This window comes from Streptomyces sp. NPDC045021 (assembly GCF_056432645.1).
The window spans coordinates 283,709-302,142 of record NZ_JBWKIQ010000008.1; the positions used below are offsets into that span (position 1 = coordinate 283,709).

General features: G+C 70.5%; 12 protein-coding genes. 2 read left to right on the top strand and 10 right to left on the bottom strand.

The window, feature by feature from the left end:
- Window positions 1–164: 164 nt before the first annotated feature.
- The 6 genes from AC07DC_RS24760 to AC07DC_RS24785 form a co-directional block, all read right to left on the bottom strand.
- Window positions 165–1,415 carry a TIGR02679 family protein gene (locus AC07DC_RS24760; protein WP_478916656.1) on the bottom strand — a complete coding sequence of 417 codons (1,251 nt, stop codon included), beginning with the start codon at window positions 1,413–1,415 and terminating at the stop codon, window positions 165–167.
- The gene (locus AC07DC_RS24765) at window positions 1,406–5,530 is read right to left on the bottom strand and encodes a TIGR02680 family protein (protein WP_478916657.1); all 4,125 of its coding nucleotides are present in this window, start codon (window positions 5,528–5,530) and stop codon (window positions 1,406–1,408) included. The genes AC07DC_RS24760 and AC07DC_RS24765 overlap by 10 nt, the downstream gene beginning before the upstream one ends.
- Complete coding sequence (locus AC07DC_RS24770; protein WP_478916780.1) at window positions 5,527–6,717, bottom strand: TIGR02678 family protein; 1,191 nt, start codon at window positions 6,715–6,717, stop codon at window positions 5,527–5,529. Before AC07DC_RS24770 ends, AC07DC_RS24765 begins: the two co-directional genes overlap by 4 nt.
- A 45-nt stretch (window positions 6,718–6,762) precedes the next feature.
- Window positions 6,763–8,325, bottom strand: coding sequence for a TIGR02677 family protein (locus tag AC07DC_RS24775; RefSeq protein WP_478916659.1), 1,563 nt, complete (start codon window positions 8,323–8,325; stop codon window positions 6,763–6,765).
- Between the two features lie 195 nt (window positions 8,326–8,520).
- The gene (locus AC07DC_RS24780) at window positions 8,521–9,852 is read right to left on the bottom strand and encodes a class I SAM-dependent RNA methyltransferase (RefSeq protein WP_478916661.1); all 1,332 of its coding nucleotides are present in this window, start codon (window positions 9,850–9,852) and stop codon (window positions 8,521–8,523) included.
- 104 nt (window positions 9,853–9,956) lie between these two features.
- Window positions 9,957–12,008 carry an APC family permease gene (locus tag AC07DC_RS24785; protein ID WP_478916662.1) on the bottom strand — a complete coding sequence of 684 codons (2,052 nt, stop codon included), beginning with the start codon at window positions 12,006–12,008 and terminating at the stop codon, window positions 9,957–9,959.
- A gap of 180 nt (window positions 12,009–12,188) precedes the next feature.
- On the opposite strand from AC07DC_RS24785, the gene AC07DC_RS24790 reads away from it, so the two are divergent.
- Together AC07DC_RS24790 and AC07DC_RS24795 are read left to right on the top strand one after the other, a co-directional pair.
- Window positions 12,189–12,854, top strand: coding sequence for a potassium channel family protein (locus tag AC07DC_RS24790; protein ID WP_478916663.1), 666 nt, complete (start codon window positions 12,189–12,191; stop codon window positions 12,852–12,854).
- The gene (locus AC07DC_RS24795; RefSeq protein ID WP_399650780.1) at window positions 12,854–13,522 is read left to right on the top strand and encodes a potassium channel family protein; all 669 of its coding nucleotides are present in this window, start codon (window positions 12,854–12,856) and stop codon (window positions 13,520–13,522) included. The genes AC07DC_RS24790 and AC07DC_RS24795 overlap by 1 nt, the downstream gene beginning before the upstream one ends.
- 91 nt (window positions 13,523–13,613) lie before the next feature.
- Here the strand turns inward: AC07DC_RS24795 and AC07DC_RS24800 are convergent, their stop codons facing one another.
- The 4 genes from AC07DC_RS24800 to AC07DC_RS24815 all read right to left on the bottom strand — a co-directional run bounded on the left by AC07DC_RS24800 (window position 13,614) and on the right by AC07DC_RS24815 (window position 18,202).
- On the bottom strand, window positions 13,614–14,336 hold the full coding sequence (locus AC07DC_RS24800) for a DUF3159 domain-containing protein (protein ID WP_478916664.1): 723 nt from the start codon (window positions 14,334–14,336) through the stop codon (window positions 13,614–13,616).
- Window positions 14,337–14,339: 3 nt separating this feature from the next.
- Window positions 14,340–14,738, bottom strand: a complete 399-nt coding sequence (locus AC07DC_RS24805; RefSeq protein ID WP_358790963.1) for an OB-fold nucleic acid binding domain-containing protein — start codon at window positions 14,736–14,738, stop codon at window positions 14,340–14,342.
- A gap of 129 nt (window positions 14,739–14,867) precedes the next feature.
- On the bottom strand, window positions 14,868–15,551 hold the full coding sequence (locus tag AC07DC_RS24810) for a response regulator (RefSeq protein ID WP_478916781.1): 684 nt from the start codon (window positions 15,549–15,551) through the stop codon (window positions 14,868–14,870).
- A 110-nt stretch (window positions 15,552–15,661) separates the two neighbouring features.
- Window positions 15,662–18,202, bottom strand: coding sequence for a DUF4118 domain-containing protein (locus AC07DC_RS24815; protein WP_478916665.1), 2,541 nt, complete (start codon window positions 18,200–18,202; stop codon window positions 15,662–15,664).
- Window positions 18,203–18,434: the final 232 nt, after the last annotated feature.

Genomic DNA, 18,434 nt, shown 5'->3' on the forward strand with positions numbered 1-18,434 from the left:
TCCCGCAGCGGCTCGCGGTGGCGACCGTGGCCGCACGGCTGGCCGACTTCGACGGAGCACGCGCGGCTCTGGGCGAGCCGATGCGCTTCCAGATCGAAAGGTCAGCCCGACGATCACGTGCGATTCAGGGAGAAGGCGGGAGGCTCCTTGCCATCGCGGCCGTGTCAGACCGGGTTCCCGAGGTCGGACAGCAGCACGTCCAGGATGGTCTCCTCCTCGACACGGACTCCCAGTTCCAAGAGAGCCGGCGACAGATCCGGATCCCATGGAGCCTCGACCCGCAAGCCGGTGAGCGGCGGTCCTCCGGGGGACGCCGCGGCTGCGATGCGGTAGTCGGTGGCCGTGTAGTGCCAAGGTAGCCAGGGGACGTGACGCAGCAGTACGGAGGCGATGCGCAGCCCGCCCCAGTCGAAGTCCCCGTGGTACAGGAGCGCTGCCCCGCGCTCCTGCAGATGGCGCAGCAAGGTAAGGGCGGCCGCGGACGGCTGCCCTTGAAGGCACACGAGTGGTGCGGACCGAGTGCCGTACGCATCGGCCGCCGCCGCGAGAACGGCCGGGTTCTCGCAGATTCGGACAGTCGGAGCTGCAAGCGCCGGCGGGCAACGGATGAGCTGTCGTAGCGTCAGAACGGACGGTTCGCCTGCGTCGGCCATCCAGTCCAGGGCGGGAGTGCCTCGCAAGTTCAAGGTGAGGACGGTCGAGGACAGCTCGTCGCGAAGGACACCAGCCGATGCCCACGCCTCCCGGCGCCACGCAGCGCCCGACCCGTCGGGGAACCCGGTCAGTGCGCGAAGACCGGCCAGAGTGAGAGTGGCGAGCGGAGTTCCGTCGTCCAACGCGTGGGCGCTGCCGAGGACTCGGGCCGCGAAAGCGGCAAGCGACACCGGCGGCTCGGCAGGGAGGGAGCGGAGGGCGATGGAGACCTGGCTGAGGAGGGTGTGCGCCGTATCGGGGGAGCCGGCCAGGCGTCGTACCAGGCCGTCACCGCGGAGCCGGACGGCCCATGCGGCAAGGGCCGGGAGCTGGTCCGCGAGGGCATCGATGGGTGCGTAAGCCTTCTGCCAGGCCCGGTCCTGGGACTGGCGGGCGGGGCCGAGCGGGACGACCGGCCCACTGAGCGCAGCCACCGCTGCGGCCAGGCCGTCGGGGCTGATGCCGGAGCGGCGCAGGACGGCGTCCACTTCGTCGAGCCGAATGCTCAGGGAGCGCCCGGCACCGGGAGAGCGGCCGAGCAGCCGCTCGGCGGACGCCCGCTGGGCCGGCGTTGGTGCGCTGAGAGAGACCGGGCCGGTGAGCGACCGTCCCCGTTCCAGACGTCGGTGTGCACGGTCGACCAGCCAGCTGAGATCGGGGTCCCCCAACAGACGGCGTAGCCGGTCCACGTCGACCTCGGCTTCGTGGGATGTCAGGTCCACAATGGCTCGGCTTCGGCGTATGTCTCATGCCCGTCGGAATCCTGGCTCTGCGACCGCACCGGGTCCTCATGACGCTGCCGTCTGACACCGTCCCATTCCCAGCGGGTGACGAGGACCGCCGCCACCTCGTCGATCCGCGAAAGCTGCGCGATGGCGATGCCCGGCACCTGTGGGTAGCAGGCCCACTCTCGTTCGCTGGTCATCACCACGTCGAGATCGAAGGCATGCAACAGACCAAGGCACTTGGCGCGCGAGTCGTCGTCCACACCCGCGAAGGCCTCGTCCAGGGTGACCAGCCGAGGCGCGTACGGGCTGCTCGCGCTCGCGTAGTGCGAGGAGGCCGCGGCGAACAGCGGCACGGAAACGGCGAGGACCCGCTCGCCCCCCGAGGCCGGCCCGGTGGCCGGGACCCAGCGGCCTTGTTGATGGCGCTCGACCCCGAATTCGTGCCAGGAGCGGTAATCGAGTGCGGCGGTGAGGTATTCGAGCCAGCTGCCGGAGGTGTCGTCGGTCTGCTGCCGGGCGATCTGCGTCTGCAGGAACTCGCCGACTGCCCTCCGGTCCTCTGCGGTCCAGGCATCGGCGGACTGACGCAGACGTTCACGGGCCTGGCCAAGACCGGAGGGAGCCTTCCGGGAGGCCCGCCAGACCAGCCGCAGTTTCATGCCGGTGGAGGTGGGGCGCTCCTCCAGTTCGGCGTTCATGTCCCGCACCTGCCGTTCGGCAGCCCCGATGAGTTCTTGGAGGGTGCCCGCGACCTCGGTGATCAGATGCGTTTCAAGGATCTCCCGTTCATGGGCGGACAGAATGCGGGTGAGTTCGCCGACCTCGGCGGTGAGTGCCTCGGCGAGTTCGGGGACGGCACGTTCCCGGCCCTGATAGACGATGTCGACCACCATGCCGTCCTCCACCATGCGGGCAGAGGCCGTGTGCCCGTGCCGGGACAGGGTGTCCTGCAGGGTTTTGAGCTCCTCGCTCAACCGGCGCTGTACGCGTTCCCAGGCCGCTTCCGAGTCGTCGGTCGTCGCCAGCCCGGACTCGATGGCACGGGCGAGAGCGATGGCGGGTGTTGCCGCCCAGGGCCCTTCGTCCGCGTCGGGTACGGAGAGTTCCGGAAGGGCGACTGGGATCAAGCCGGTGGCGGTGAAGCGCTGCAGGCCCGCGATGGCTTCCGCCCGTGCCGCGGCCGCTTCGGTGAGCCCCTTCTCCAACTGCTCGATCCTGCCTTCGGCCTTACTTGCTTCTCGGTCGGCCTCGGCATGTCTCTTGTGGGTAAGTCGCTGGTCGGCGTCGCAGGTGCGCAGGGCTTCGGCAGTCTCGGTGAGCCGTCGCTGGAGCTCGGCGACGGCCGCGCCGACGGTGGAGCGCAGCGTGGTGTGGCGCTCGTCCGCTGTTGCCGCCTCGCGCCCGGCCTCCTCTGCGCGCAGCGTGAGTTCGGCGGTCCGCTCCCCCGCCTGCAGGGCCTCGGCACGTTCCTCTGCCGCTTGGCGGGCGGCGTCGCCGCGTTCGCGCAGGGTTGGCCACAGGGCGGCCAGGGAGACGGCCAGGGAGACGTGGGCCCGGCGGACGGCAGCAAGCCCATCCCGGTCGGCGGGCAGGCCCAGATCAGCGGTGGTCCCGGTGAGTTCGGCGGCGGCCCGCTCAGCCCGTCCCACCGCCTCTGCGAGGGCCGCGGCCCGTTCCTCACGCCGCATCCGGCCCCTGCGTACCGTCTCCGCGGCGGCGATCACGTGGGCGTGTGCTCGGGTGAGGTTGCTTTCGTCGGGTACGTCGGCCAGCTCGGCGTCGAGGGTTCGGCGGCGCGCGGACAACGCCTCGGACTGCGCCGTGACGGTGTGGTTCTCGTGCTGGAGTTGTTCGAGTTCGGCGTTCAGGACGGCGATACGGGTCCGCCTCGCCGCCTCCCGCGCACCCTCGCCGATGTACTCGGCGGCGGCCTTGGCCCAACGGCCGGTGAGTGTACCGACACGGAAGCGTCCGTCAGGTACCGCCCACGTGCCGGCGCCGCTCTCCCCTGTCGCACCGATGGCGGCGAGGAGCCGTACCACCGTGGCCTCGGCCACTGCCGCAGCCTGCGCATCGCCATGATCCACGGCCGGGCGCAGCAGACCGCCGAGTGAGGGCCCGGCCACCGGCCCGGTGGCCGGGGAGAGGAGTACGTCGTGCCCGTCCGCGGCGAGGGTGGAGCCGTCGGGGAGTACCCAGGCGTCCAGCAGCCCGGAGGCCTCCAGCGCCGCCTCCAACCCGGCACGCTCCTGTTCCGGCACGCTGTCGTGGAAGTCCACCAGCCGCCACAGCGGCGCACCGGGCAGCCGCTCGCGCAGGCCCGGCGTGCGGGTGGGCGGGGTCTGGGGGCCACGTCGGCCGCCGGCCTCCAGTGCGGTCAGTTCCTGGCGTACCTGACCGGTGCGTACCGCCAACTCCGCGGCCCGACGTGCTGCTTCGGCCGCCTCGTCGGCCAGCTGCCGTGAGGCGGCACTGTGGGCCCGTGCCGCGTGCGCGCGGGCCGGGTAAGGCCCGTCGACGTGCTGCGTCCACTCCTGAAGTTCGTCGAGCAGGCCGGAGAGGTCCGGATAGGTCAACTCGGTCCATCTGCGGGACCGTTCTCGCACGTCCTCCAGCAGAGCCTGTCCGGAACTAGCAGCGGCTTCCTCCGCCTTGCCCTGCGCCTCGGTGGCCTCGTCGAGGTCGGCATCCGACTCGTCGAGGCGGACGGATGCCTGGCGTCGCTCCGCGGCCGCCCGCTCGGCCGCGTCTGCGAGCTCCTCCGCGTGGGCGAGCGCACGCTGCCCACGGTCCACCGACTCCTGCGTCATGCGCCGCAGTTCAGTCTCGGGCAACCTGTCGTCTCCGGGCATTGCGATCCGGGCGGCGGCGGCTGCTTCCCCCGCCTGACGGAGCGTCTCCCCGGCCAGCTGCTGGGCGGCGCGCAGCCGGTTCTCTGCTGCTCCGACTCGCCCGAGTGCCCGGGTGTGCAGGCCTGCTGCCTGATCCCGGTCGTCGCGGGCCCGATCCAGGGCTCGAGCGGTCCGCTCCGCCGCCGTCGCTGCCTGCTCGAGCGCCCGGGCGCTGCGCATTTCGGGGCCTTCGCGCAAGGCGGCGTCCTGGGCGCGTAGTCGTGCCTGGGTCTCCTCGAGTGCAGCTATCCGCTCCTCGGCACCCGCCCGTTCCTGCTGGGCGCGGGTCTGTTGGGTCTGCGCCTCCGCGAGGTCTCGCTGAAGGTGCTCGTAGCGGGAGTGCTCAGCGCGCGGGAGGCGGGCTCGCCGCCGCGTGGCGATGCGGGCATAGCGCCGGTAGTGCTCCAAGAAGGCGGCAGCGGCCCGCTCGGCGGCCGAGGCCGCCACCAGTTCCTCCTTCTCCTCGTCCAGCGAGCGGAATGCCTCGGCCACATCGGCGATGACCGCCTGGTCCATGGGCGGCAGCGCCTCGGTGAGGGCGCGGGACAAGGCCGCCTCGTTGGGGCGCTTGGACAGTTGCGGCTGGCGCAGTTGGATGAGCAGGTCCACCAGGGCGCCGTAGCGCTGCTCGCCGAGTCCGAAGAGTGCCTCGTCGACGGCCCTGCGATAGGTCTTGGCCTGGTCGTACACCATCCCGTGGCCGGCAATGGCCTCGGCGAGCCGGTCCCGGGAGAGGGCGGTTCCGGTGGCGTCGAGCAGGCTGAAAGAGGTCTCGGCGTGCGCCTGCGGGCGGTGGTCGACGCGCTGGTGGGTGAGGGCGTACCAGTGGCGGGCGATGCCCCGCCCGCTGACAGCCTTGAGTCCGCAGACCAGCGTACGGAAGTGCCGATCGCCGCTGGGCTCGTCGAGCCTGCCGAACTCGATCCACGTGTAGCCGAGCCGCTCGGAGTGCGGGTACTCGCCGCCGAGGAGCAGGTTCCACTCCATCCTCTTGCCCGGATCGCCGTCCGGCTCGACGCGGCGTGAGCTGAGGTCGCCATCGAGCAGAAAGGGCAGCGTCAGGGCGAGCACCTTGGACTTGCCGGTGCCGTTGTTCCCCCGCAGGAGAAGGCGTCCGTCGCGGAAGTGGAATTCCTCCACGTCGTAGTGGAAGAGGTCGACGAGTCCGATGCGCAGGGGTTGCCAGCGAGATCGCAGTGGTTCGGGGAGTGTAGTCACAGGGTGCCGGCCTTTCGCTGCGCGGGCATACGGGCGGTGCTGGGTTCCAGTACGACGGTCTTACCGACCGCGTACCGAGCCAGGGCCGGGCGCGGCGCCACCTCATGGGCCGTACGGACGACGAGCCCGAGGGAGGCGAGCCGGGCGACTGCCTGGTCCACGAGTTCGGCTTCCATACCGGGCTCGCGCGCGGACTTGGACCAGAATCCGCCGTGCTCGGCCGCGAGTTCCCTGACTCTGAGCGCCAGCCGTCCCCAGGTCACCGGACCGCCCGCCGCGGCCAGATGCTCCGCGAGCAGCAGCGTGATGTGGCCGTGGGTGCCCTGTTCGGGCATCCGCACATCGGTGAGATCGTCGTCAGGGTCGACCATCGCGATGCCTTCGGCCCGCACCTCGGCCACCAGCCCCGTCAGCTCGGTGATCCGAGCGGTGATGAACCCTCGCTGCCGGGTCAGATAGCCGAGTTCGGCGTCGTTCAGTTCGTCGTAGTAGAGCACCGGGTCGTCCAGAAGTCGGCGGGTCAGTGAGCGTCGCATCGCTCGAAAGCGCAGTTCGTCACTGTCCAGGGCGGTCTCAGCGACGAGTTCGGTCAGGCGGCCCATGAGGGTTTCGGCGTGCACTGTGGAGGGGCCGCGACGGGCGGCGAGCAACCCCGCCAACACCCTCCGTTCAACGTCGTACAACACGTCGCCGGCTCCGCTGACGTACGCCTCCTCGTCTCCGGCGACGCGAAGCAGCACACCGAGGCTGAGCAGGAGCCGCACGACGGCGGCGAGGTCGAGGCGCTCGTCGCGGCGGTCCAGAGTGAACTGAATCCCCGCCCGGGCGAGTTGGGGGTCGGCGGCGTCGAGGACGACTTGATCGGCGAGGCGGCCGAGGGCGATCTGCGCCTCTCCGCGTTCCAGGGCGGCGAGCGCGAGGCAGAGCAGGACGTAGCGGCGGCGCGTGAAGGGAGCGGCCGCACGACTCGTCTCGCGGGCGGGGTGGGTGGGGTCGGTGAGTACGCCGGGTACTTTGCGCAGGCGGGCCGCCTCGGCATCTGTCTGGAGGGACCAGCCGGTATTGCGGTCGAACCATTCGCGCAGTTCGGAGGCGTGCCGGCGGACAAGGCGGAACTCGTCGGCATAGCGGCCACGGGCGAGCAGGAGCGGCTGTTTGAGGAGGATTGCGGGCTGCTCTGCGGAGATCGGCGGCGTGCTGGCCGTCGAGCACTTCGGCGAGCGGGGTGCTGTTCATCGTTCGCGGTCCCCCTCCGCCAGGTCGATGATCTCGATGAGGTGGTCAGGACCACGGAACGCGCCTCCGGGCGTCCGGATCTCGGCGGCGGTGCCATCGGCGAGTGCGCTGAGCCGGATCTCCATGGATCCGTCGTTGCTCGTGGCCCTCGTGTGTCGCATACCGGGCCGCCAGGTGGCCAGCGCATCGCCGAGCAGTTGGAGGAAGAGCCCGAAGGACGCGGGGTCGAGTTCGCCGAGCCCGGAGAGCCGGGTGACCCCGTCGGTGACAAGCCTGGTGCGAGCCGCTGCGATCTCGGCAGCCTGCTTGGCGGCCACCTCGGCGAGCCTACGGCGAGGCGCCGCCCGATCCTCGACCTTGCGGGGCTTGCCGCGCCGCTCATAGCTACCGGTGCGGCGCAGTTGGGCGCTGATCCGCAGTGGCTCGGCTTCGGCCCACGGGGTGGCGGCGGGAACCGGCCGCGCTACGCGGACCGCGAGGGCGTCGGCATCGACGGTGAGGTGCCGTGCGGGGTACAGCCCGAAGGCGGTGCGCCACAGCCGGTGCCGGGCGTCGTCATCGGGTGCCTCCGCGAACCAGCGGGCGAGTGTGCGGAAGTCGGCTGACCGGTCGGAGCGCCCGGCCCTGCGCTCGTTCAGCGAACGTACGACGGCCAGGAGCTGGGGGATCGCGCCGAGGGCCCGGCCACGCAGCAGTCTGGTCTGGGACTCACGCCCCTCCCGGCTGATGAACCATGCGGCAAGGCCGGTCCAGCGCCCAGCCCACCGGTCGTACGCCTCGCGCTCGGCGTGTTCGGCCTCCTCCGGCGAAGCGTCCACCGCCTCGCGGGCGGCGGCGGCCCGCAGCAGCGGCTCAATTCTCTCGGATTCCTCCAATTCCAGAATCAGCTGGGCGATGCGCCCTCCGAGGGTGATCAGGTCCTGGATGAACCGCTCCAGGTACTGGATCAGTCTGTCCTTGTAGGCGAGGAAGACGTCCTCTTCGACGTCGTGGAGGTCGATGGTCCGCTGGAGAGACCCCATGAAGGCGCGGGCGTTGTCGGCGAGGGCGGTGAATCTGCTCGCGAGCGCGTCAAGTGCCAGGTGTGTTTTGGCTTGATCAGGCTGTTCCTCTGCCGCCAGCACGAGGAGGGCCCGCAATTGGGTGACGATGTCATGCAGGGCGACGGCCTGCAGCGCGCCGCGCCGCCCCAGCGCCTCGTCATAGGCGCCCAAAGCCTCCTCAGCCGCTTCGCCGGCTCGAGTGAGCTGGTAAATGAACCGCTTTCGGTAGAAATCCTCGACAGCGGTGACACGAGCAGTGTCGGGGTCGGCGCGGAGATTGCCCCAACCGACGAGGCTGTCCAGCGCTTTGACCACGACGTCCAGCTCAGCGGGCCGCAACTCGGTCGGTAGGGCGGCATGCACGTCCTCTGGACGCAGATGTACGGCGAACCGCTCCTTGGCCATGACGAATGCCCGCATCACCTGACGGTAGAGACCGGTGTTCTGCACGGTGAGGTGGGCGAAGGGGCTGTACCCGTCCGGTCGCGGTTCCGGATCGCTGCTGGTGGCGGTCATCGCGGGCCATTTTCCCGCAGCGGACTGACTCACAGACACGGACAAATGTATTTGGCTGGTTCACGCCATCAGGTGATCTTACGGGTTCGGTCATGCAAGTCTGCGGCCTTCGGAGACTCGCTATGGCGATCCAACCCGGTATCGACCTCCAGCGAGGTCGATACCGGATGATGAGTGCCTGCGCTCAAGCCCTGTTCAGGCCGTCTTCGCCACCGGCGCCAGGATCGCGACGCACTCGACGTGGTGCGTGAGCGGGAAGAGGTCGAAGGCGCGCATCGAGACCGGCTGGTAGCCCGCCTCCGCGAAGTACGCCAGGTCGCGTGCGAGCGCGGCCGGGTCGCAGGCGACGTAGGCGATGCGGCGGGCGCCGAGCGAGGCGAGGTGCTTGACGGTGGACTTGCCGGCGCCGACCCGCGGGGGGTCGAGGACGATCAGGTCGGCCTCGGTGATCTTGGTGCGCGGCAGTACGGTCTCGACCTTGCCGTGCTCGATCCGTACGCGCTCCAGATCGGCCAGGTTGTGCCGGGCGTCCTCCACCGCGCGCTTTCCGGACTCGATGCCCAGCACCGCGCCGGTCTCGCCGACCTTCTCGGCGATCGCGCCGGCGAACAGGCCGACGCCGCAGTACAGGTCGAGGGCGGTGTCGCCGTCACGCGGCTGGAGGCCGTCCAGGACCGCTGCGGCCAGCAGGTCGGGTGCCTGCGGGTGGACCTGCCAGAAGCCGCCGGAGCCGACCCGCCAGGTGCGGCCGACGGCGCGCTCGCGCACGAAGCCGCGGCCGTGCACCTTGTGGACGCCGCCCTGCTCGTCGACGCGGGCGACCGAGACCGGCCGGTCCAGCTCGACGATCGGAAGCCGGCCCTCGGGCGTGGGGGTGACAATGACCTGGCGGTCGTTGGAGCCGGTCGCCGCGATGGCCTCGACCGACGCGGTGTCCGGCCACTCGCGGGTCTCGATGCCCAGCTCGGTGACGCCGGGAGCAGCGATCAGGCACTGGTCGATCCGCTCGATCTCGTGCGAGCGGTGGCGGCGCAGTCCCGCGTAGCCCTCGGCGTCGACGGCGAACTGCACGCGGGTGCGCCATGCGGGCACCTTGCCCTCGACGCCCTTGTCACCGGGCGCGGGCTCGACGGTGCCGTCCCAGCCGGCGTCCTGCGGGGTGAGACCCGCGAGGCGGCTGAGCTGCTCGGTGATGACGTCGACCTTCAGCCGGCGCTGGGCGCCGGGAGCGACGTGCTGCCAGTCGCAGCCGCCGCAGGCGCCGGGGCCGGAGTACGGGCAGGGCGCCTGGACGCGGTCGGGGGACGCCTGGAGGATCTCCACGGCGTCGGCGCGCAGGAACTTGGAGTCCGGGCCGCCCTCGGTGACCTTGGCGACGACGCGCTCACCGGGCAGTGCGTGCCGGACGAAGAGAACCCGTCCTTCGTGACGTGCGATGCAGTGACCGCCGTGCGCGACGGGTCCGACCTCGACCTCGTAACGCTCCCCGACCAGCTCGTCGGCCTGTTCCTTCGTACGGTTCTGCATGATGAACAGGCTCCTGCGAGAGGTGGTGCGGCGGGGTGGTGCGGGCGGGACCGTAGAACGGCAGCTCACCAGTCTACGTCCCGCCGCACCCCGCGCCTGACGGCCTACTTCTGGCCGGTGTTCTCCCGGTCCCGCTTCGGGGGGCTGACCGGGCCGCGCCGGATCGCGCCGGGGGCGTTCCAGTCGGCCCGCTTGCGCGCCCTGACCTTGGCCCGCTCGGAGGAGTCCAGCTGCCACGGCACCGAGGTGACCATGACGCCGGGGGTGAAGAGCAGCCGGCCCTTGAGCCGCAGGGCGCTCTGGTTGTGGAGCAGGTGCTCGTACCAGTGGCCGACGACGTACTCGGGGATGTAGACGCTGACCACGTCGCGCGGGCTGGCGCGCCGCAGGCCCTTCACGTACTCGATGATCGGGCGGGTGATCTCGCGGTAGGGCGAGTCCAGCACCTTCAGCGGTACGTCGATGCCGCGCCGGGTCCAGTCGGCCTGCAGGGCCTTGGTGTCGGCCGGGTCGACGTTGATGCTGAGCGCTTCGAGGGTGTCGGAGCGCATCAGCTTGGCGTAGGCCAGGGCGCGCAGCGTCGGCTTGTGGACCTTGGAGACCAGGATGATCGAGTGCACCCGGGACGGGCGCACCTCCTCGTCGGTGCGCTCTTCGCCCGCGGCGATCTCCTCGGAGACCCGGTCGTAGTGGCGCCGGATGGCGGTCATCATCCCGTAGAAGAGCACCATGCCGAGGACGGCGACCCAGGCGCCGTGGGTGAACTTCGTCAGCAGGACGATGATCAGCACCATGCCGGTGAAGAAGGCGCCGAAGGTGTTGATCGCCCGGGAGCGGAACATGTGGCGGCGCTTGGCGGTGTCGGTCTCGCTGCGCAGGTGGCGGTTCCAGTGCCGGACCATGCCGATCTGGCTGAGCGTGAACGAGACGAAGACGCCGACGATGTACAGCTGGATCAGCCGGGTCGAGTCGGCGCCGTAGATGTAGACCAGGACGGCGGCGAAGCCGGCCAGCACCACGATGCCGTTGGAGAAGGCCAGCCGGTCACCACGGGTGTGCAGCTGGCGCGGCAGGTAGCGGTCCTGGGCGAGGATCGAGCCGAGGACCGGGAAGCCGTTGTACGCGGTGTTGGCCGCCAGGAACAGGACGAGCGCGGTGACGGCGGCCAGGAAGATGAACGGGATCGAGTTGTGCCCGAAGACGGCTTCCGCGACCTGCGCGATGACCGGGTCCTGGGTGTAGCCGGCGCCGACCGGCTTGCCGTCGACCAGCAGGTCGGTCGCCGGGTTCTCGGCCATCCTGACCTTGGTGTACATGGCCAGCGCGATGATGCCGCAGAACATGGTGACGGCGAGCACGCCCATGGCGGCGAGCGTGGTGGCGGCGTTCTTGGACTTGGGCTTCTGGAACGCCGGGACGCCGTTGCTGATGGCCTCGACCCCGGTGAGCGCGGCACAGCCGGAGGAGAAGGCCCGTAGCAGCAGGAAGACCAGGGCGAAGCCGCCGATACCGCTGACCTCGGCATGGATCGTGTAGTGCGCGGTGGGCGCCTCCATGGTGTCGCCGGTGGCGATCTTGAAGCAGCCCCAGAGGATCATGCAGAAGACGCCGGCGACGAACGCGTAGGTCGGGATCGCGAAGATCGACCCGGACTCGCGCACACCGCGCAGGTTCATCACCATCAGCAGGAAGATCATGCTGACCGCGCCCAGCACCTTGTGGGTGGCGAAGAACGGCACGGCCGAGCCGAGGTTCTCGATACCCGAGGCAACGGACACGGCGACGGTCAGCACGTAGTCGACGAGCAGCGCGCTCGCGACGGTGAGACCCGCCTTCGGCCCGAGGTTGGTGGTGGCGACCTCGTAGTCGCCGCCGCCGGACGGGTAGGCGTGCACGTTCTGCCGGTAGGAGGCCACGACGGTGAACATCAGCACGACGACCGCGACCGCGATCCATGGGCTGAAGTGGTAGGCGGACGCGCCCGCGATCGACAGCACCAGCAGCACTTCGCCGGGCGCGTACGCGACCGACGACAGCGGGTCGGAGGCGAACACCGGAAGCGCCAGCCTCTTGGGGAGGAGCGTCTCTCCCAACTTGTCGCTGCGCAGGGCGCGGCCGATCAAGATCCGTTTCGGCAGGTCAGTCAGTTTGGGCACGGAGAGGATGGTAAGCGCTGCGCCGTACGTGCTTGCGACCGCCACCCTCCTAAGAGATGGCAAAGTCCCTCACAGGCCGCCCGCAACCTCCCGCTGGGGTGCAAGCGTGTGTAGCTTTGGCCGCGGTCTGAGACGCTTATCAAGTATCGGCCAGAAATGTTGACAGCCGGAAGGACGGGCGTGCACGTCGTGATTATGGGCTGCGGACGGGTGGGTTCCACTCTTGCGCAATCCTTCGAACAGCAAGGTCATACGGTCGCAGTGGTGGACCAGGACCCGACGGCTTTCCGCCGCCTGGGATCCGGGTTCGGCGGGCGCCGGGTGACCGGAGTCGGGTTCGACCAGGACACGCTTCGCGAAGCCGGAATCGAGGAGGCAGGCGCCTTCGCGGCGGTCAGCAGCGGCGACAACTCCAACATCATCGCGGCCCGGGTGGCCCGGGAGATGTTCGGTATCGAGAACGTGGCCGCCAGGATCTACGACCCCCGGCGTGCCGAGGTCTACCAGCGCCTCGGCATCCCGACCGTGGCCACCGTGCGGTGGACCGCGGACCAGATGCTGCGCCGGCTGCTGCCTTCGGGCGCCGAGCCGCTGTGGCGGGACCCGAGCGGCGGTGTGCAGCTCGCCGAAGTGCACACCTCGCCGGCATGGGTGGGCCACAAGATCAGCAAACTGCAGGACGAGACCGGCGTCCGTGTGGCATTCCTCACCCGGCTGGGCGAGGCCATGCTGCCGAGCTCCCAGACGGTGCTGCAGGAAGGCGACCTGGTGCACGTGATGATGCGCACCGACGGCGTCGCCGAGGTCGAGGCCGCCTGTGCCAAGGGTCCTGAGGAGGCGAACTGATGAGAGTCGCCATCGCCGGAGCCGGCGCGGTCGGCCGCTCGATCGCGGGCGAGCTGCTGGAGAACGGGCACGAGGTCCTGCTCGTCGACAAGAACCCCACCTCCATCTCGGTGGAGCGGGTGCCGCAGGCCGAGTGGCTGCTCGCCGACGCCTGCGAGATCACCTCGCTGGACGAGGCGGCGCTGCAGCGCTGCAACGTGGTCATCGCCGCCACCGGTGACGACAAGGTCAACCTCGTCGTCTCGCTGCTGGCCAAGACCGAGTACGGGGTGCCCCGGGTCGTCGCCCGGGTCAACAACCCCAAGAACGAATGGCTCTTCAACGAGTCCTGGGGCGTCGACGTGGCCGTCTCGACCCCGCGGCTGATGTCCGCGCTGGTCGAGGAGGCCGTCAGCGTCGGCGACCTCGTACGGCTGATGCGCTTCAGCCAGGGCGACGCGAACCTGGTGGAGCTCACCCTGCCGCCGGAGGCCGCGCTGGTCGGCACCCGTGTCGGCGACGTGGAGTGGCCGCAGGACACCTCGCTGGTGACGATCATCCGGGGCAACCGGGTGCTCACGCCGTCCAAGGACGACGCGCTGGAGGCCGGTGACGAGCTGCTGTTCGTCGCCGCACCGCACCGCGAGGAGCAGCTGGAGGACCTGCTCTCCGTACAGCGGGAGGACTGACAGGACCGGTCATGACGACGGGCGCCCCGGACCGGGATGGTCCGGGGCGCCCGTCGTCATGAAGAGCGGAGTTGAGCGGAGTGCGCGGAGGTCAGGACGCGGCGGCGGCCTTCTTCGCCTCTTCCTCGGCCTCCATCTCGGCGATCACGTTGATCGGCGGCGGAGCCTTCGACAGGAAGATCCACGTCAGGTAGACGGAGAGCAGCATCGGCGGGATGCCCAGCGCCACCTTGACCCAGCCGAGCTGGGTGGCGTCCCCCCACCAGTAGAGCGGGAAGAGGATCGCCGACTTGGCGAGCAGGATCAGCCCCCAGGCCCAGCTGGCCTTGGTGTAGGCCCGCAGCCGGCCGGGGTTGCGCTTGCGCCAGGAGAGGTTTTCCTTGAAGACCGGGCCGAGGATCAGGCCCAGCAGCGGGACGCCGGCGATGGCGGTGGCGATGTACGCGACGGCCAGACCGAGCGTGTAGAGCATCCCCGGCAGGTAGAAGTTCTTGGCATCGCCGGACATCATCGCGAAGACCGCGCCGAAGGCCACGCCGAACACACCGCTGAAGGCGTGCTTGAGGGTGTCCTTGCGGGCCAGTCGGGCGAGCCCGAGCAGCACGGAAAGGCTCAGCGCGGCGATGGCCGCGATGTGGATGTCTCTGTTGATCGTGTAGATCAGGACGAAGACCAGGCCGGGCACGGTGGTCTCCACCATGCCCCGGATGCCGCCGAACGCCTCGAAGAGAGCGGCTTCGGTGATGGCTTTCGAATCGCCGTCCGTCCCCTCCCCGGTCCGCGGGTCCTCTGTCTGCTTGTCGATCGACGCCACCGACTACTCCTGTCCGACCGGACGCAGTTCGTACTTGGGATTGAACAGGACGGGACGACCGTGGTTCATCGAGATCCGGCCCGAAGCGATGATCTTGCGGCCCGGCTCTATGCCGTTGATACTGCGGCGTCCCAGCCACACCACGTCAAGGGCGGCGGAGCCGTCGAACAGCTCCGCCTCCAGCGCGGGCACTCCGGCCCGCGGTCGCAGTGTGACCGTGCGCAGACTACCGGTCACCGTCACTATCTGCCGGTCTCCGCAGTCGCAGATTCGCGTGCAGCCGACCGACAGGGCGTCCTTCTGCAGCTCCTCGGAGTGCAGCTCCTCCTGGGAGGACGACAGGCGGTCTATCATGCGGCGGAAGCGGCCGGTGGGTCGGTCCGAACGGGTGGCACCACTCATGTCTCAAGCGTACCGGGCCCGGCCGACAAGGCGTCCGGTACGCCGGACGGCCGATCGCCGGCCCGCGGATTTCCGCCTCGCGGCCCCGATCGCGGGCCCGCGGATCTCCGCCCCGCCGCCCGGACCCGTTCAGTGCTCGAAGCGGTAGCCCATGCCCGGCTCGGTGATGAAATGCCGCGGATGCGCGGGATCCGCCTCCAGCTTGCGCCGCAGCTGCGCCATGTAGACCCGCAGGTAGTTGGTCTCGGTGCCGTACGAGGGCCCCCACACCTCCTGCAGGAGCTGCTTCTGGCTGACCAGCCGCCCGGTGTTGCGGACCAGGACCTCCAGCAGATGCCACTCGGTCGGGGTGAGCCGGACGTCGGCGCCGCCCCGGTTCACCTTCTTGGCCGCCAGATCGACGGTGAACGTCTCGGTCTCGACGGTCGCGGCATCGTCCTCGGGCCCGCCGGGCGCCGCCCGGCGGACGGCGGCCCGCAGCCGGGCCAGCAGCTCGTCCATGCCGAACGGCTTGGTGACGTAGTCGTCCGCGCCGGCGTCGAGCGCCTCGACCTTCTCGTCGGACGTCTGGCGGGCCGACAGGACGATGATCGGGACCCGGGTCCAGCCGCGCAGCCCCCGGATCACCTCGACGCCGTCCATGTCGGGCAGGCCGAGGTCGAGGACGATCACGTCCGGGTGGCGGGCGGCGGCCAGCTGCAGCGCGGTCGCCCCGTCATGGGCGGCGTCCACCTCGTACTTGCGGGCCCGCAGATTGATCACGAGAGCGCGCACGATCTGCGGCTCGTCGTCCACCACGAGCACCCGGTACATGGAGTCCCTCTTCTCGGTCACGTCGGTCGTGTTCGTCGCATCGGTCACGCCAGTCATGCTCGTCGCTTCGGTCACGGTGCCGCTGCTCGTGGTCACGTTCACTCCCGCGGTCACGACGTGGCTCCGGCCGGCAGGTCGGGGCGGGCCGGGCGGCCGCCGAGGGCGGCCTGGAGGGTGAGGACCATCGTCAGGCCGCCGCCGGGGGTGTCCTCGGCGACCAGCGTGCCGCCCATGGACTCGGCGAAGCCGCGGGCGACCGCGAGGCCCAGGCCCACGCCGTTGCCGCGCGGGGAGTCGCCGTAGCGCTGGAACGGCTCGAAGATCCGGTCCCTGGCGGTTTCCGGCACCCCGGGGCCGCGATCGACGACCCGCAGTTCCACCCGCTCGCCGAGCGCGCTGGCGGCCACGACGACCTTGGATCCGGGAGAGCTGTACTTCACGGCGTTCTCGACGACGTTGGCGACCGCGCGCTCCAGCAGGCCCGGGTCGACGGCGACCATCGGCAGGCTCTCCGGGATGTCGAGGACGACGCTGCCCTCGGGGACGCCGCCCAGCGCCATCGGCACCACCTCGTCGAGATCGATCTCGCGGATCAGCGGGGTGACGGTGCCGGTCTGCAGGCGGGACATGTCGAGCAGGTTGCCCACCAGGTGGTCGAGCCGGTCGGCGCCGTCCTCGATACCGGCCAGCAGCTCGGCCTCGTCCTCGTCGGACCAGGCGACGTCGTCGGCGCGCAGCGACGACACCGACGCCTTGATGGCAGCCAGCGGTGTCCGCAGGTCGTGGGAGACGGCCGCGAGCAGCGCGGTGCGGATGCGGTTGCCCTCGGCCAGCTCGCGGGCGTGCTCCGCCTCGCCCTCCAGCCGCTGCCGGTCCATGACGACGGCGGCCTGCGCGGCGAAGGCGGACAACACCCGGCGGTCGGAGGCGGGCAGCACCCGCCCGGTGAGCGCCAGCGAGAGCCGGTCGCTGACCGGCACCTCGACATCGGCGTCCTCGGGGCGCAGGCAGGGGCGGTCACCGACGCTGGCCTCCCGGGTCCAGGCGCCGTGGTCGCTGTCCCGTGCGAGCAGCACCACCGAGTCCATCCCGAACGTCTCGCGGACCCGTTCCAGCAGCGCGTCGAGGGAACTCTCGCCGCGCAGCACGCTGCCGGCCAGATACGACAGGATCTCGGCCTCCGAGCGCAGCCGCGCGGCCTGCTGGGTGCGGCGGGCCGCGAGGTCCACGACCGACGCCACCGCGAGGCCCACCACCACGAAGATCACGATCGCGATGATGTTCTCGGGCTCGGCGATGGTGAACGAGTGGGTGGGCGGTGTGAAGTAGTAGTTGAGCAGCAGCGATCCGGCAAACGCCGAGGTCAGCGCCGGGAGCAGCCCGCCGACCAGGGCCGCCGCGACGGTGAGGGTCAGGAAGAGCAGCATCTCGGTGGCCTGGCTCATACCGGGGTGCCAGTTGGTGAGCAGCAGGGCCATCAGGACGGGGCCCAGCACGCCCGTGAGCCAGCCGGCCACCACCCGGGCGCGGCCGAGGCTGGCGCCGCGCGCGGAGGGCATACCGCGGCCCTTCGCGGCGTGCTCGTGGGTGACGATGTGGACATCGATGTCGCCGGACTCGCGGGCGACGGTGGAACCGACGCCGGGGCCCAGCACGTACTGCCAGGCCTTGCGGCGGCTTGTGCCCAGCACGATCTGGGTGGCGTTGACCCCGCGGGCGAAGTCCAGCATGGCTTCGGGGATGTCCTCCCCGATGACGTGGTGGAACGATCCGCCGAGGTCCTCCACCAGGCTCCGCTGGGCGGCCAGCTCCTTGGTGGAGCCGGAGGCCAGTCCGTCGCTGCGGACGATGTGGACGGCCAGGATCTCGCTGCCCGAGCCCTTGGCGGCCATCCGGGCGGCCCGGCGGATCAGGGTGCGGCCCTCGGGGCCGCCGGTGAGGCCGACGACGATGCGCTCGCGGGCCTGCCAGGCGGCGGAGATCCGGTGGTCGGCGCGGTACTCCTGGAGGTACTCGTCGACCCGGTCGGCGACCCACAGCAGCGCCAGCTCGCGCAGCGCGGTGAGGTTGCCGGGCCGGAAGTAGTTGGACAGCGCCGCGTCGACCTTGTCCGAGGCGTAGATGTTGCCGTGCGCCATGCGGCGCCGCAGTGCCTGTGGCGACATGTCGACCAGCTCTATCTGGTCGGCGCGGCGCACCACCTCGTCGGGCACGGTCTCGCGCTGCCGGACTCCGGTGATGGACTCGACGACGTCGCCCAGCGACTCCAGGTGCTGGATGTTGACCGTGGAGACCACGTCGATCCCGGCCTGGAGCAGCTCCTCGACGTCCTGCCAGCGCTTGGCGTTGCGCGAGCCGGGCACGTTGGTGTGCGCGAGCTCGTCCACGAGCGCGACCGCCGGGTGCCGCGCGAGCACCGCGTCCACGTCCATCTCGGTGAACTCGGCGTCGCGGTACGTCAGCTCCTTGCGCGGGATCTGCTCCAGGCCGTGCAGCATCACCTCGGTGCGCGGGCGCCGGTGGTGCTCGACGAAGGCGACGACGATGTCGGTGCCACGCTCGGTACGCCGGTGCGCCTCGGAGAGCATGGCGTAGGTCTTGCCCACGCCGGGGGCCGCCCCGAGGTAGATGCGCAGTTTGCCGCGTGCCATGGCCCCATCGTTCTGCTCGGATGCGCCTGCCGCCCGGACGCGCGTGCGGCGCTTGACTCGACCTTAGAACGACCGAAGGGGACATATGGGACCGGGGTGGCCGGTGGGGAGTACCTTGACGGCGCCTTAACCCCCTGGGCTCTCGCCGGCCCCCAGGCACACCGGTCCTCCCGGGCCCGACGGGCCGCGCGGGGCGCCGACAGACGGTGCCAGGCCGTGTTCGCAGGACTGC